The 12,955-nt window shown below is 70.8% G+C and carries 14 protein-coding genes; 13 read left to right on the forward strand and 1 reads right to left on the reverse strand.

The features are described from left to right. The first annotated feature begins 71 nt into the window (after positions 1 to 71). The 12 genes from E4P42_RS00605 to E4P42_RS00660 all read left to right on the forward strand — a co-directional run bounded on the left by E4P42_RS00605 (position 72) and on the right by E4P42_RS00660 (position 11,026). The gene (locus E4P42_RS00605; RefSeq protein WP_167759299.1) at positions 72 to 1,034 is read left to right on the forward strand and encodes an o-succinylbenzoate synthase; all 963 of its coding nucleotides are present in this window, start codon (positions 72 to 74) and stop codon (positions 1,032 to 1,034) included. A 45-nt stretch (positions 1,035 to 1,079) separates the two neighbouring features. After that, entirely contained in the window at positions 1,080 to 2,216 is a 1,137-nt protein-coding gene (locus E4P42_RS00610; RefSeq protein ID WP_135122416.1) for an LLM class flavin-dependent oxidoreductase, read from the forward strand. Positions 2,217 to 2,277: 61 nt separating this feature from the next. Continuing rightward, entirely contained in the window at positions 2,278 to 3,234 is a 957-nt protein-coding gene (locus tag E4P42_RS00615; protein ID WP_135122417.1) for an oxygenase MpaB family protein, read from the forward strand. Between the two features lie 14 nt (positions 3,235 to 3,248). Continuing rightward, complete coding sequence (locus tag E4P42_RS00620; RefSeq protein WP_135122418.1) at positions 3,249 to 3,836, forward strand: TetR/AcrR family transcriptional regulator; 588 nt, start codon at positions 3,249 to 3,251, stop codon at positions 3,834 to 3,836. Between the two features lie 130 nt (positions 3,837 to 3,966). Continuing rightward, positions 3,967 to 4,935, forward strand: a complete 969-nt coding sequence (locus tag E4P42_RS00625) for a GlxA family transcriptional regulator (protein ID WP_135122419.1) — start codon at positions 3,967 to 3,969, stop codon at positions 4,933 to 4,935. A gap of 12 nt (positions 4,936 to 4,947) precedes the next feature. Continuing rightward, a complete protein-coding gene (locus E4P42_RS00630; RefSeq protein WP_135122420.1) occupies positions 4,948 to 5,694 on the forward strand; it encodes a DJ-1/PfpI family protein in 747 nt (248 codons plus the stop codon). A gap of 10 nt (positions 5,695 to 5,704) precedes the next feature. Then, positions 5,705 to 6,208: a nitroreductase/quinone reductase family protein gene (locus tag E4P42_RS00635; protein WP_135122421.1), complete on the forward strand. Its 504-nt coding sequence runs from the start codon at positions 5,705 to 5,707 to the stop codon at positions 6,206 to 6,208. Between the two features lie 59 nt (positions 6,209 to 6,267). Continuing rightward, positions 6,268 to 7,050 carry an alpha/beta fold hydrolase gene (locus E4P42_RS00640; RefSeq protein ID WP_135122422.1) on the forward strand — a complete coding sequence of 261 codons (783 nt, stop codon included), beginning with the start codon at positions 6,268 to 6,270 and terminating at the stop codon, positions 7,048 to 7,050. A gap of 2 nt (positions 7,051 to 7,052) precedes the next feature. Continuing rightward, complete coding sequence (gene menD, locus E4P42_RS00645; RefSeq protein WP_135122423.1) at positions 7,053 to 8,681, forward strand: 2-succinyl-5-enolpyruvyl-6-hydroxy-3-cyclohexene-1-carboxylic-acid synthase; 1,629 nt, start codon at positions 7,053 to 7,055, stop codon at positions 8,679 to 8,681. After that, positions 8,678 to 9,214 (forward strand): DUF3592 domain-containing protein, encoded by a 537-nt coding sequence (locus E4P42_RS00650; RefSeq protein WP_135122424.1) that lies wholly within the window; start codon positions 8,678 to 8,680, stop codon positions 9,212 to 9,214. Before menD ends, E4P42_RS00650 begins: the two co-directional genes overlap by 4 nt. Positions 9,215 to 9,320: 106 nt before the next feature. Further along, a complete protein-coding gene (locus E4P42_RS00655; RefSeq protein ID WP_135122425.1) occupies positions 9,321 to 9,845 on the forward strand; it encodes a hypothetical protein in 525 nt (174 codons plus the stop codon). 14 nt (positions 9,846 to 9,859) lie between these two features. Next, positions 9,860 to 11,026: a zinc-dependent alcohol dehydrogenase gene (locus E4P42_RS00660; RefSeq protein ID WP_135122426.1), complete on the forward strand. Its 1,167-nt coding sequence runs from the start codon at positions 9,860 to 9,862 to the stop codon at positions 11,024 to 11,026. Here E4P42_RS00660 and E4P42_RS00665 read toward each other — a convergent pair. Continuing rightward, complete coding sequence (locus tag E4P42_RS00665) at positions 11,023 to 11,682, reverse strand: thioredoxin domain-containing protein (protein ID WP_135122583.1); 660 nt, start codon at positions 11,680 to 11,682, stop codon at positions 11,023 to 11,025. The genes E4P42_RS00660 and E4P42_RS00665 overlap by 4 nt on opposite strands. Before the next feature lie 108 nt (positions 11,683 to 11,790). On the opposite strand from E4P42_RS00665, the gene E4P42_RS00670 reads away from it, so the two are divergent. Further along, positions 11,791 to 12,918, forward strand: coding sequence for a glycosyltransferase family 1 protein (locus E4P42_RS00670; RefSeq protein ID WP_135122427.1), 1,128 nt, complete (start codon positions 11,791 to 11,793; stop codon positions 12,916 to 12,918). Positions 12,919 to 12,955 lie beyond the last annotated feature (37 nt).

Consider the following 12,955-nt stretch of genomic DNA (forward strand, 5'->3'; position numbering starts at 1 on the left):
GGTCCCCGTCGGAGTGACCACCGCGCGCCGGTTGAAACAAGGAACTTTCCGGGTCGGTGCACCATGGACGGGTGATCCCCGCGCTGTCCGATGTCCTCGACCGTCTGCACGTCGTCGCGCTGCCCATGCGGGTCAGGTTCCGCGGCATCACCACTCGGGAACTGGCATTGATCAAAGGACCGAACGGCTGGGGCGAGTTCGGCGCCTTCGTCGAATACGCCCCGCCGGAGGCGGCGGCGTGGCTGGCCTCGGCGCTCGAGGCCGCCTACGGCGACCCGGTGCCGATCCACCGGGACCGGATCCCGGTCAACGCGACGGTCCCCGCCGTCGACGCCGGACAGGTCGACGCCGTACTGGCCCGGTTCCCCGGGGCCCGCACGGCCAAGGTCAAGGTCGCCGAACCGGGTCAGACGCTGGCCGACGACGTGGCGCGGGTCAACGCCGTCCGCGCCGCGATTCCCACCGTGCGGGTCGACGCCAACGGTGCGTGGACGGTCGAGCAGGCCGTCGCCGCGGCGCACGCGCTGACCGTCGACGGGCCGCTGGAGTACCTCGAACAACCCTGTCGCACGGTCGAAGAACTCGCCGATCTGCGTACCCGCACCGCCGTGCCGATCGCCGCGGACGAGAGCATTCGCAAGGCCGACGACCCGCTGCGGGTGGTGCGGGCGCGGGCCGCCGACGTCGCGGTGGTCAAGGTGGCGCCGCTCGGCGGGGTCCGGCGGATGCTGGACATCGCCGCGCAGATCGACATACCTGTGGTCGTCTCCAGTGCGCTGGATTCGGCCGTCGGCATCTCCCGGGGGCTGCTGGCCGCCGCGGCGCTGCCGGAGCTGCACCATGCGTGCGGCCTGGGCACCGGTGGCCTGCTTGCCGAAGACGTTGCGGCACCGTTGGTTCCCGTCGACGGGTACTTGCCGGTGGGTACCGTCACACCCGATCCCGACCGGGTGGCGGCGCTGGCCGCGCCTGCCGACCGCAGGCAGTGGTGGATCGACCGCGTTGCTGAGTGTTTGCACCTGCTAGAGGCGTGACGGCGGGCCCTAGGCAGCGGATTCGGTCGCGCGCACACTTGGGCCATGCAGGTGGGGTTGAGCGATCTCATCATCGCGGGCCGGCCGAGGGCCGAGACACTCACCCGCGTCAACTATCTGGGCGCGGCGGCGATCCGGGCGGACTCCTTCTGGGTGCCCGATCACCTCAATGCGTTGTTTCCGCGGTCGCTGTGGCAGCCGCGCTACTGCGGGACGGCGAAGCTCACACCGACCATCGACGCGACCATGGAGCCGTGGACGATGCTCGGAAACCTCGCCGCACGCAACAGGATCGGCCGGCTGCGTCTCGGCGTGTGCGTCACCGACACCGCCAGGCGCAACCCGGCGGTCACCGCGCAGGCCGCGTGCACGCTGAACCTGTTGACACGCGGCCGGGCGATCCTCGGCATCGGCACCGGTGAGCGAGAGGGCAACGAACCCTACGGGGTCGACTGGTCGCGACCGGTCGCCCGCTTCGAAGAGGCGCTGGCCACCATCCGCGCGCTGTGGAACTCCGGGGGCGAGCTGGTCACTCGCGATTCGCCGTACTTCCCGCTACGCAACGCGCTGTTCGCGCTGCCCCCGTACCGCGGTGCGTGGCCACCGATCTGGATCGCCGCGCACGGTCCGCGCATGCTGCGGGCGGTCGGCCGGTACGGCGACGGCTTCTTCCCGGCGTTCCTCACCGAACCGCGCGAGTACGCGCAACGATTGGCGGCCGTGCGTACCGCCGCCTGCGACGCGGGTCGCGATCCGATGTCGATCGTGCCTGCCGTTCTGCTGGTCGCTCTCACGGCGAGCAGCCGCGGCCTGGTCGATGAGGCGTTGGAATCCGAAGTGGTCAAGGTGGGCATGCTCAACATGCCGGATGCGGCGTTCGCCAAGCACGGTGCCACGCATCCGCTGGGCGCCGGGTTCGCCGGGGCGCAGGACATCATGCCCCAGGGTTGGGACGAACAGACCGCGCTGTCGTACGTCAAGAACGTCCCGACGTCGGTGGTCAGGAGCATGGGGCTGATCGGCACTCCCGACGAGGTCGTCGAGAAGGCCGCGGAGTGGCGCGACTGCGGTGTCCGCCACCTCGTTCTGCTCAACGCCACGTTCCTGCAGCGCAGCCTGCGGCGAAGCATGGCGGCATCGGCGCCGTTCTACCGGGCCGTGCGGGAGATCAAGCGGCTCTGAGCGTTGACATGTTGACACAAAGACATAGTCTTTGTGTCAACGACGACGCCTGGAGGCCGAGATGGTCGCAGTAGCTCAACCCGCCGTGCAGCACCCCGCCGCGACCGTGCGTTCGGACGTGATGCGGCAGTTTCGCAAGCACAGCGGCAGCGTGTTCGGCGGCTTCTTCGGCGCGGCGGCGTTCGACGAGGTCGCGCTGGTGCCGGTGGCCGCGGCCGTGGACAAGACCGGGCGGTTCGCCGCCAACTTCGCCGACCGCGGTGTGCGCAGCGGCTTTTCGGCACTGCTGGCGATCTGGGGGGATTCCGCGGATCGCGTCGCCGAGGCGGAGCGCCTCAAATTGCTGCACCGGGACGTGCGGGGCCACGGAACCGGCGACTTCGCCGACGTGCGCTACAGCGCGCTGGACCCTAAGCTGTGGAACTGGATCGCGGTCAGCGGCATCGTGCTGGTGCTCAACTCCTTCACGCCGTGTACCGGCATCGTGATGACCGACGCCGAACGCGACGCCGCCTATCAACAACTGCTGGAGGCGTTCGCAGCGCTGGAACTGCCCGGCAAGAACGCCAAGTTCCCCGCCACCTACGCCGAGGCGACCGCCTACTACGACGAGATGGTGCGCAGTCACCTGCAGGCCAACCCGTTCCTGCAGCGGGTCACCGCCGACCTCACACGGTTGCCGCTGCCCACCCTGGTGCTCCCCGCGCCGGTGCGCCGCGCGCTCACCCCGCCGTGGCTCCTGCTCCGGCCGGTGGCCGGCCGGGTGGTCAAGATCTGCTCGTTCGGCATCCTGCATCCGGAGATCCGCGACATGACGGGCTTCCGGTGGCAGGCGCGGCACGACCGGGAGTTCGAGTTCTACACCCGGCTGCTGCAGCTGGCCTGGCGCGTCCTGCCCGACCGGTTGCTGCTGATCCCGCTCGCCCGCAACCGCATCGAGTACGAGAAGCTCGTGCGGTTGCACCGGTCGGTCGCGCTGGAGTCTTTCGCACCACCACTCGGATGCCCCGCCCGCTGACCTAGGGTGGACCGATGCGACGGCTCCGGACCAGTGCCAGCCGCACCGAACAGGAGGCGGCCATCCTCAAGGCTGCCGCCGAGGAGGTCGCGCTCGTCGGCGTCGGCCGGCTGAGTATGGACGTCATCGCCCGGCAATCCGGGGTCAGTCGCAGCACCCTGTACCGACGCTTCCCCAGCCGGGACGCGCTGATCACCGAGCTGGGCCGCACCACGTTCGAGTCCGCGATGGCGCGGCTGCAGACCGTCAGCGTCGACGCCGGCCCGCAGGAGGCCGCGGTCGCCGCGTTCCGAGAAGGGGTCCGCCTGCTCACCGGCGAACCGGTGATGCGGCGCTTCCTGCAGCTCGACGCGGACTTCACCGCGACCGCGGGGATGTACGACGAGGCGCGGCTGTTCCTGGAGAGCGCCTCGGCGGCGATGGCCAAGGCGCTGCGCGCGGCCGGGGCCACCATGGCCGACCACGACCTGCTCGCCGTCGCCGAGCTGCACATCCGGCTGGCGGCGTCCCTGGTGCAGGTCAGCACCTCGGTGCTCGACGTCACCGACGACGACGCGGTGACGGCGTACGCGCGCACGCATCTCGCCCCGCTCGTGCACTGACCCTCGCCGACTGCACGGTTGGTGACGGCCCCACTCGCACGATCGATACAACAACCGTGCGCTCGCGGTGTCCTGATCTGTGGGATGCCTGGCGTAGACGACACGGCCCCGAGTCGATGACACTGATGCGGTGACCAGGTCGGTGCTGATCGTCGGGTTCCCCGGCATCCAGGGACTCGACCTCGTCGGCCCGTTCGAGGTGTTCACCGGCGCCTCTCGCTATCTGACCGCGCAGGGCCGTGACGACGACGGCTACTCGGTCACCGTCGCCTCGGTCGGCGGTGTCCCGGTCACCACGGGCGACGGTCTCACGCTGGTCGCCGCACCGCTGCCGGATCCCGCCCGGCCGCTCGACACCCTGCTGCTGCCCGGTGGATTCGGCACCGAGGCGGCCGTCGCGAACACCGACCTCGTCGAGTGGATCCGCGCCGCCGCCCCGCACACCCGCCGCATCGTCACCGTGTGCACCGGCGCTTTCCTGGCCGCCGAGGCCGGCCTGCTCGACGGCTGCCCGGCCACCACCCACTGGGCCTATGCGGACCGGCTCGCCGAGCGCTATCCGGCCGTCGCCGTCGATCCCGACCCGATCTTCGTGCGCAGCTCGCCGTCGGTGTGGACGGCGGCCGGGGTGACCGCGGGCATCGACCTCGCGCTGGCCCTCGTCGAGGACGACCACGGCACCGACGCCGCACAGACCGTGGCGCGCTGGCTGGTGATGTACCTGCGCCGGCCCGGCGGGCAGACCCAGTTCGCCGCACCGGTCTGGGCGCCCCGCGCCAAGCGGGCGCCGATCCGCGAGGTGCAGGAGGCCATCGAGGCCCAACCCGGTGCGACGCACAGCATCACCGCGCTCGCGCAGCGCGCCGCGATGAGCCCGCGCCACTTCACCCGGCTGTTCACCACCGAGGTCGGGGAGCCGCCCGGCGCCTACGTCGAGCGGGTCCGCACCGAGGCCGCCCGCCGCCAGCTCGAGCAGACCGACGACACCGTCACCGCGATCGCCGCCCGCTGCGGCTTCGGCACCGCGGAGTCCATGCGCCGCAACTTCGTTCGCCGCCTCGGCGTGTCCCCCGACCAGTACCGCCGAACCTTCGCCTGAGAGGAACCCGTCATGACCCAGATCGCTGTCGTGCTCTATCCCGGTTTCACCGCACTCGACTTCATCGGCCCTTACGAGGTGCTGCGCAACCTGCCCGACGCGGAGGTCCGCTTCGTGTGGCACGAACCCGGACCGATCACCGCCGACTCCGGCGTGCTGGTCGTCGGCGCCACCCATTCGCTCGCCGAGACGCCGTCGCCGGACATCCTGCTGATCCCCGGCGGGCCCGCGACCACCGAACACGCCCGCGACGAGAAGCTGCTCGACTGGATCCGCACCGCGCACACCACCACCGCGTGGACCACCTCGGTGTGCTCGGGGTCGCTGCTGCTGGCGGCGGCCGGCGTGCTGAAGGGCAAGCGCGCCACCTCGCACTGGATGGTGGTGCCGACCCTGCGGACGTTCGGGGTCACGCCGGTCGGCGACGAGCGGGTGGTGCGCGACGGCAAGGTGGTCACCGCGGCGGGCGTCTCCGCGGGCATCGACCTGGCGATGTGGCTGGCCGGCCAGATCGCCGGCGATGCACAGGCCAAGGCGATCCAGCTGATCATCGAATACGACCCGCAGCCGCCGTACGACTCGGGCCACCTGTCGAAGGCGTCGGCAGCCACCAAGGCCGCGGCCACCGCCGCGCTGGCCAAGGACACGTTCGTCACCCACCGCCAGCTCGGCCCGTCGGCCCTGCTGCTGTGGGACCGGTCGCTGCAGGCCGTCCGCAACCGCGGACGCCGGGGCCGGCGGGAGCGCACGTCGGCTTAGGATCGGCCGGGTGGGCATACCGGAAGTGGATCCGACGGCCGGCTCGCCGATGCTGAAGGTGGGTGCGCGGCTGCTGCGGCCCCGGCCGGTGCGCTACCTGCTGCGCCACGGCGCGCACCGCATCGACCGGCAGCTGCTGCGCCTGAGCAACGGGCGGATCTCGACCGCGATGGTCACCCCCGAACTGCTGCTCACCACCACCGGCGCGCGCAGCGGTGAGCCGCGCGTCACGCCGCTGACCTACTTCACCGACAACGGCCGGGTCATCGTCGTCGCCTCCAACTACGGCGGCCGCAGGCATCCCGCCTGGTACCACAACGTGCGCGCCAACCCGCGGGTCACGCTCGCCGCCGGCGGCTACCAGGGCACCTTCCTCGGCGAGGAGGTCATGGGCGCCGAACGTGACCGCCTGTGGCAGATCGCCAAGGAGTGGATCCCCAGCTACGCCGACTACGAACAGATGACCGGCGGGCGCACGATCCCGATCCTCGCCTTCTCCGAGATTTCGGTGTAGCTGGTCGCGCCCGGCGCGACCGCGCACACCGAAATCGCCCTCCAGTAGCGTCGGGACTCGTGAACCTCGCTTACGACGATCGCGGCAGCGGCATCCCGGTGGTGTTCATCGCCGGGCGCGGCGGCGCCGGCCGCACGTGGCACCTGCATCAGGTCCCGGAATTCCTGCGCAACGGCTACCGCACCATCACCTTCGACAACCGCGGCATCGGCGCCACCGAGAACGCCGAGGGGTTCGGCGTCGAGCAGATGGTCGCCGACACCGCCGCGCTCATCGAACAGCTCGGCGCGGCGCCGGCCCGCATCGTCGCGGTGTCGATGGGCTCCTACATCGCCCAGGAACTCATGCTGGCCCGGCCCGAACTCGTCCGCTCGGCCGTGCTGATGGCCACCCGCGGCCGCCACGACCGGGCCCGGTCGTTCTTCGCCGACGCCGAACACGAACTCGTCGCGGCCGGCATCGACCTGCCACCGAAGTACGACGCCAAAGTCCGTGTGCTGGAGAACTTCTCACCCAAGACGATCAACGACGACCGGGCGATCGGCGACTGGATCGACATGTTCACCATGTGGCCGACCAAACACACGCCCGGGCTGCTGGCGCAGGGGCACGTGGGTCCGACCGAGAACCGGCTCGCCGCCTACCGCAGCATCCGGATCCCGACGCTGGTGATGGGCTTCGCCGACGACGTCGTATTGCCGCCGCACCTGGGCCGCGAGGTCGCCGAGGCGCTGCCGCACGGGCGCTATCTGGAGATCGCCGACGCCGGTCACCTGGGCTTCATCGAACGGCCGCAGGAGGTCAACGCCGCGGCCCTGAAATTCTTCGCCGATATCCTGTAGCGATGAACCCCTCCACGGCACAGGCGCGTGTCGTCGTCGACGAACTCGTTCGTGGCGGCGTCCGCGACGTCGTGCTGTGTCCCGGGTCGCGTAACGCGCCGCTGGCGTTCGCGCTGGCCGACGCCGACCGCGCCGGCCGGCTGCGGCTGCATGTGCGCATCGACGAGCGCACGGCCGGATTCCTCGCGATCGGGCTGGCGGTGGCGGAGCGCGCGCCGGTGTGCGTGGCGATGACGTCGGGCACCGCGGTGGCCAACCTGGGCCCGGCGGTGGTGGAGGCCAACTACGCGCGCGTGCCGCTGATCGTGCTCAGCGCGAACCGGCCCTACGAGCTGCTCGGCACCGGCGCCAACCAGACCTACGAACAGCTCGGCTACTTCGGCACCCAGGTGCGGGCCAACATCAGCCTCGGCCTGGCCGAGGACGCCGAGAACATGGACTCGCTCAACGCGCAGTGGCGCTCGGCGACGTGCCGGGTGCTGGTGGCGGCGACGGGGGCGCGCAGCGCCAACGCCGGGCCGGTGCAGTTCGACATCCCGCTGCGCGAACCGCTGGTCCCGGAGATCGGTGACGACGGCGCGTGCCCGCCCGGTCGGCCCGACGGCAAGCCGTGGACCTACACGCCGCCGGTGACGTTCGACCAGCCGCTCGACATCGACCTGACCCCCGACACCGTGGTGATCGCCGGCCACGGCGCGGGTGTTCACCCCAACCTCGCCGCGCTGCCGACCGTCGCCGAACCGACCGCGCCGCCCGCGGCCAACCCGCTGCACCCGCTGGCGCTGCGCCTGCTGAAGCCGCGGCAGGTCATCATGCTCGGCCGGCCCACGCTGCACCGCCCGGTCTCGGCGCTGCTGGCCGACCCGGCGGTGCCGGCGTACGCGCTCACCACCGGCCCGCGCTGGCCGGATGTCAGCGGCAACTCCCAGGCCACCGGCACCCGCGCGGTGACCAGCGGCACCCCGGATCCGGCCTGGCTGGCCCGCTGCGCCGACGCCAACGCGCGGGCGATCGGCGCGGTCCGCGACCAGCTCGCCACGCACCCGCTGACCACCGGGCTGCACGTCGCCGCGGCGGTGGTCGACGCCATGCGGTCCGGGGATCAGCTGGTGCTCGGCGCCAGCAACCCGGTGCGCGACGCCGCGCTGGTCGGGTTCGCCACTCAGGGCTTGCGGGTGCGCTCCAACCGCGGTGTGGCCGGGATCGACGGCACGGTGTCGACGGCCATCGGCGCCGCGCTGGCCCACGAACGCACGGGCGGCCGCACCGTCGCGCTGCTCGGCGACCTGACCTTCGTGCACGACAGTTCCGGGCTGCTCATCGGTCCCACCGAACCCACGCCGCGCGACCTGACCATCGTGGTGTCCAACGACAACGGTGGCGGCATCTTCGAACTCCTCGAGCAGGGCGATCCGCGGTTCCGCGACGTTTCGTCGCGCGTGTTCGGCACCCCGCACGACGTGGACGTCGGCGCGCTGTGCCGGGCGTATCACGTCGACAACCGCCAGATCGAGGTCGGTCAGCTCGCGGAGGCGCTCGACGAGCCCAACGACGGGATGCGGGTGCTGGAGGTGAAGGCCGACCGGTCGTCGCTGCGCGCCCTGCACGCGTCGATCCGGTCCGCCCTGTGAGGGTCCCGCCCCGGCTGTTGGCGATCCGCCGCAGCCTGCTGCCGCACCTGTACGGCGTCGACGGCGAGACCCGCTCGCAGCGCATCCTGCGGCGCGTGCGGATCGGCGTGGTCATCGCGGCCTGCCTGGTCACGCTGCAGTCGGTGCTGATGGTGGTCGGCGCGTGGCGTAACGACCGGCAGATCGAACGCCACATGGGCGTCGCCGAGGCCACCGTGCTCAGCGCCGGACCGCGCCGCTCGACCATCGAGTTCGTCACCCCTGACCGGGTGACCTACCGGCCCGAACTCGGCGTGCTCTACCCCTCGGAACTCGAGGTGGGCATGCGGATTTACGTCGAATACGACCGCAACGACCCGGATCTGGTGCGCGTGCAACACCGCAACGCGTCGCTGGCGATCATCCCGGCCGGCTCGATCGCGGTGGTGGGATGGCTGATCGCCGGCGGCGCCCTGGTCGGCCTGGCGTACCTGCAGAAACGCATCGAGCGCTCACCGGAGCCTTCCTCGCCCTCTTCTGCCGAGCAGGCATAGAGTCACGCGATTCCGCCGCGGACAGTGCGATATTGCGCCCGCTTGCGCCGAACCGTTTGGCCGTCCCGTGGCCGGGTATCGCCCCGCGCGACGGAGGGAGCCCGAAATGTCGATCATCGACTCGGCCAAGGACCGCGTGACGCACCTGGCGGCCAACGTGGTGAACAAGGTCGGCGAGCACGCACCGACCGACGCGACGACCGGTCAGTCGGTCACGGTCCGCTGCACCGTGGTGCAAGCCGAGGAACTGTGGCGCGACGCGCACCGCATGTCGATGGTGCTCGGTGACCTCGGTGACGTCGAGGTCACCGGACCCGACCGCTACCGGTGGACCTTCCACGTCGGACCGGCCACCACGACGTGGGAGTCGCAGGTGCACACCGAGAACGGCGGACTGCGCTTCGTCGGCACCGATGACGGCGACACAGATCCCAACGAGATCATCGTCACCTTCCGGCCCGCACCCAACCACCTCGGGACCGAGATGACGCTGCGCACCAAGAGCCCGGCCCCGGACCTGCTGTCCGGGGCGATGGCGTTCAAGGTCGTCTACCGCTGCCGGGCGCTGCTGCAGACCGGCGAGGTGCCCACCATCAAGTCCAACCCGAGCGCGCGCGACTCCGCGCGCTAATCGAGAGGTCAACCATGCGAGCACTGTGCTGGAACGGCGTGAACGACCTGTCGGTCGAAACCGTCGACGATCCCGAGCTGATCAACCCGCACGACGTCATCCTCAAGGTCACGCTCACCACGACGTGCGGATCTGATCTGCACTTCATCGACGGCTACCTGCCGGGGATGCGCGAAGGTGACGTGTTCGGCCACGAGTTCATGGGCGAGATCATCGAAACCGGCACCGAGGTGCGCGACGTCAGGGTCGGCGACCGGGTGGTGGTGCCGTCGTTCATCGCGTGCAACAACTGCTACTACTGCGATCACGAGCTGTACTCGTGTTGCGACACCACCAACCCGAATGCCGAACTGCAGCAACCGCTGCTGGGCTATCCGTCCGGCGGCATCTACGGCTACACCCACCCGTTCGGCGGGTACGCCGGCTCGCACGCCCAGTACGTGCGCGTGCCGTTCGGCGACGCCAACTGCTTCGAAGTGCCCGGCGACATCACCGACGAGCAGGCGCTGTTCCTGTCCGACGCGGTCCCCACCGGCTTCATGGGCGCCGACTTCTGCGACGTCAGCGCCGGCGACACCGTCGCGGTGTGGGGCGCCGGGGGAGTGGGGCTGATGGCGGCCAAGAGCGCGCTGCTGCTCGGCGCGGAACGGGCCATCGTCATCGACCGCTACCCGGAGCGGCTCGCGCTGGCCGGGCAGTTCGGGCTGGAGACCATCGACTACGGCGCCGCCGACAGCGTGCACGAGACGCTGCGCGAGATGACCGGCGGCCGCGGACCCGACGCATGCATCGACGCGGTCGGCATGGAGGGCCACGGCACCGGCGTGCAGCAGGTCTACGACCGGGCCAAGCAGCTGCTGCGCATGGAGACCGACCGGGCCAGCGCATTGCGGCAGGCGGTGCTGGCCTGCCGCAAGGGCGGCGTGGTCTCGGTGCTCGGGGTGTACGGGCTGACCGACAAGTTCCCGATGGGCGTGGTGACGAACAAGGGGCTGACCATCAAGTCCGCGCAGCAGCACGGCCAGCGCTACATGGCGCGGCTGTTCGACTACGTCGAGCAGGGCGATCTGGACCCCGCGAAGCTGATCACCCACGACCTGCCGCTCGAAGAGGGCGTCCGCGCCTACGACATGTTCAAGAACAAGCAGGACAACTGCATCCGGGTCGCGCTTCGTCCCTAGATCGTCGAGATCAGCCGCGTCAGCCAATCCTCGTCGGTCAGGTCGATCACCGCGCCGTTGACCAGGTCGTACACCGTCGGGGTGCCGATCTCGTAGGTGCTGATCTCGGTCAGGTAGGAGATGTTGAGGTCGGTCATGGCCGCGGTGTCGACGGCCGCGTCGCCTGCGGCGATCGCGTTCACCCCCGGTGCCGGGATGCCGCTGTCGCGGGCATAACCCGCCAGCTCGTCGTCGGTGGGACCGGGGCCGCCGGGCTGCTGATGGGCCCACAGTTCCTCGACGTAGGTCTGGAATGCGGCGGCGCGCGGCGCGGTGTCGGCGGCGACGAACATCGCGTTGCTCACCCGCGCCGAGTGGTCGCCGTTCTCGTCGAGGAAGGTCACCGGCCGGTAGGTCACCGCGAGCTGGCCGAGGCTGATGTAGCCGGCCATGTCGCGGCCGTAGTCGGTCTGCAGCTGCGCGCAGTGGGAGCACTGCGGTTCGGTGAACACCTCGATCTGCGCCGGGGCCCGCGGATCGCCGACGAAAATGCCGTAGCCGTCCTCGGTGACCGCGGCGCGCGGCTGATTCGGGTCGACCCGCGCGGTGCCGGTCACTTCCCGGGTGCAGCCGACGGTGACCAGCAGCAGGGCCGCGGCGACGAGCGTGATCCACATCCGCACCGGCAAACCGTACCGTGCCACCCAGACAGCCGAATCCTGCTTTTCGTGTCCTGTATCCCGGGACGCAACCTCCCCGACAGTCGCCGCTGTCACGCTCAGCCCGTGCGCGTTGCGATCGTCGCAGAATCGTTCCTCCCGAATGTCAACGGCGTCACCAATTCGGTGCTCCGGGTGATCGAGCACCTCCGCCGCACCGGCCACGAGGTCATCGTCATCGCCCCGGACACACCACGCGGTGAGGCGCCCGCCGAGCGGGTCCACGACGGGGTGCGGGTGCACCGGGTGCCGTCGAAGATGTTCCCGAAGATCACCTCGCTGCCGCTGGGCGTGCCGCGGCCGCGAATGGTGAAGGTGCTGCGCGGCTTCGACCCCGACGTCGTGCACCTGGCCTCACCGGCGCTGCTGGGGTGGGGTGGCGTGCACGCGGCCCGCCATCTCGGGGTGCCGACGGTCGCGGTGTTCCAGACCGACGTCGCCGGGTTCGCCCAGAGTTACGGCATCGGTGCGCTGTCGCGGGCGTCCTGGGCGTGGACGCGGCGGCTGCACAGCAAGGCCGACCGCACGCTGGCGCCGTCGACGTCGGCGATCGAGAACCTCGAGGCGCACGGTATCCCGCGGGTACACCGCTGGGCCCGCGGCGTGGACATCACCGGCTTCGCCCCGTCCGCGCGCGATGAGGCGCTGCGGCACCGGTGGTCACCGAACGGCAAACCGGTGGTCGGCTTCGTCGGCCGGCTGGCGCCGGAGAAGCACGTGGAGCGGCTGGCCACGCTGAGTGCACGAAACGATCTGCAGGTGGTCGTCGTCGGCGACGGGGTGGACCGCGCCAAGCTCGAAGCGGCCATGCCGACGGCGGTGTTCACCGGCGCCCTGTACGGCGCGGAGCTGGCCACCGCGTACGCCAGCATGGACGTGTTCGTCCATCCCGGCGAACACGAGACGTTCTGCCAGGCCGTGCAGGAGGCGATGGCGTCGGGGCTGCCGGTGATCGCGCCGAACGCCGGCGGCCCGCGCGATCTGGTGGCGCCCTACCGCACCGGGCTGCTGCTGGGCGTCGACGAGTTCGAGGCCCGGTTGTCCGAGTCCGTCGACCACCTGATCGCCGAGCGGCAGCGCTACTCGACCGCCGCGCGGCGCAGCGTGCTGGTCCGCACCTGGCCGGCCATCTGCGACGAGCTGATCGGCCACTACGAGGCGGTGCTGGGCCAGCGCCGCCGCGAAGCCGCCTAGTCCACCTCGCCCGTTTCCGCGAGCGTGCGTGTCTGTC

It is taken from the genome of Mycobacterium sp. PS03-16 (assembly GCF_004570325.1).
GTDB lineage: Bacteria > Actinomycetota > Actinomycetes > Mycobacteriales > Mycobacteriaceae > Mycobacterium.

Coding starts and splice junctions, on each gene's coding strand:
- E4P42_RS00655 (WP_135122425.1), top strand. CDS start 9,321: ATGTCGATCATCGACTCGGCCAAGGACCGCGTGACGCACCTGGCGGCC.
- E4P42_RS00610 (WP_135122416.1), top strand. CDS start 1,080: ATGCAGGTGGGGTTGAGCGATCTCATCATCGCGGGCCGGCCGAGGGCC.
- E4P42_RS00630 (WP_135122420.1), top strand. CDS start 4,948: ATGACCCAGATCGCTGTCGTGCTCTATCCCGGTTTCACCGCACTCGAC.
- E4P42_RS00620 (WP_135122418.1), top strand. CDS start 3,249: ATGCGACGGCTCCGGACCAGTGCCAGCCGCACCGAACAGGAGGCGGCC.
- E4P42_RS00665 (WP_135122583.1), bottom strand. CDS start 11,682: ATGTGGATCACGCTCGTCGCCGCGGCCCTGCTGCTGGTCACCGTCGGC.
- E4P42_RS00615 (WP_135122417.1), top strand. CDS start 2,278: ATGGTCGCAGTAGCTCAACCCGCCGTGCAGCACCCCGCCGCGACCGTG.
- E4P42_RS00660 (WP_135122426.1), top strand. CDS start 9,860: ATGCGAGCACTGTGCTGGAACGGCGTGAACGACCTGTCGGTCGAAACC.
- menD (WP_135122423.1), top strand. CDS start 7,053: ATGAACCCCTCCACGGCACAGGCGCGTGTCGTCGTCGACGAACTCGTT.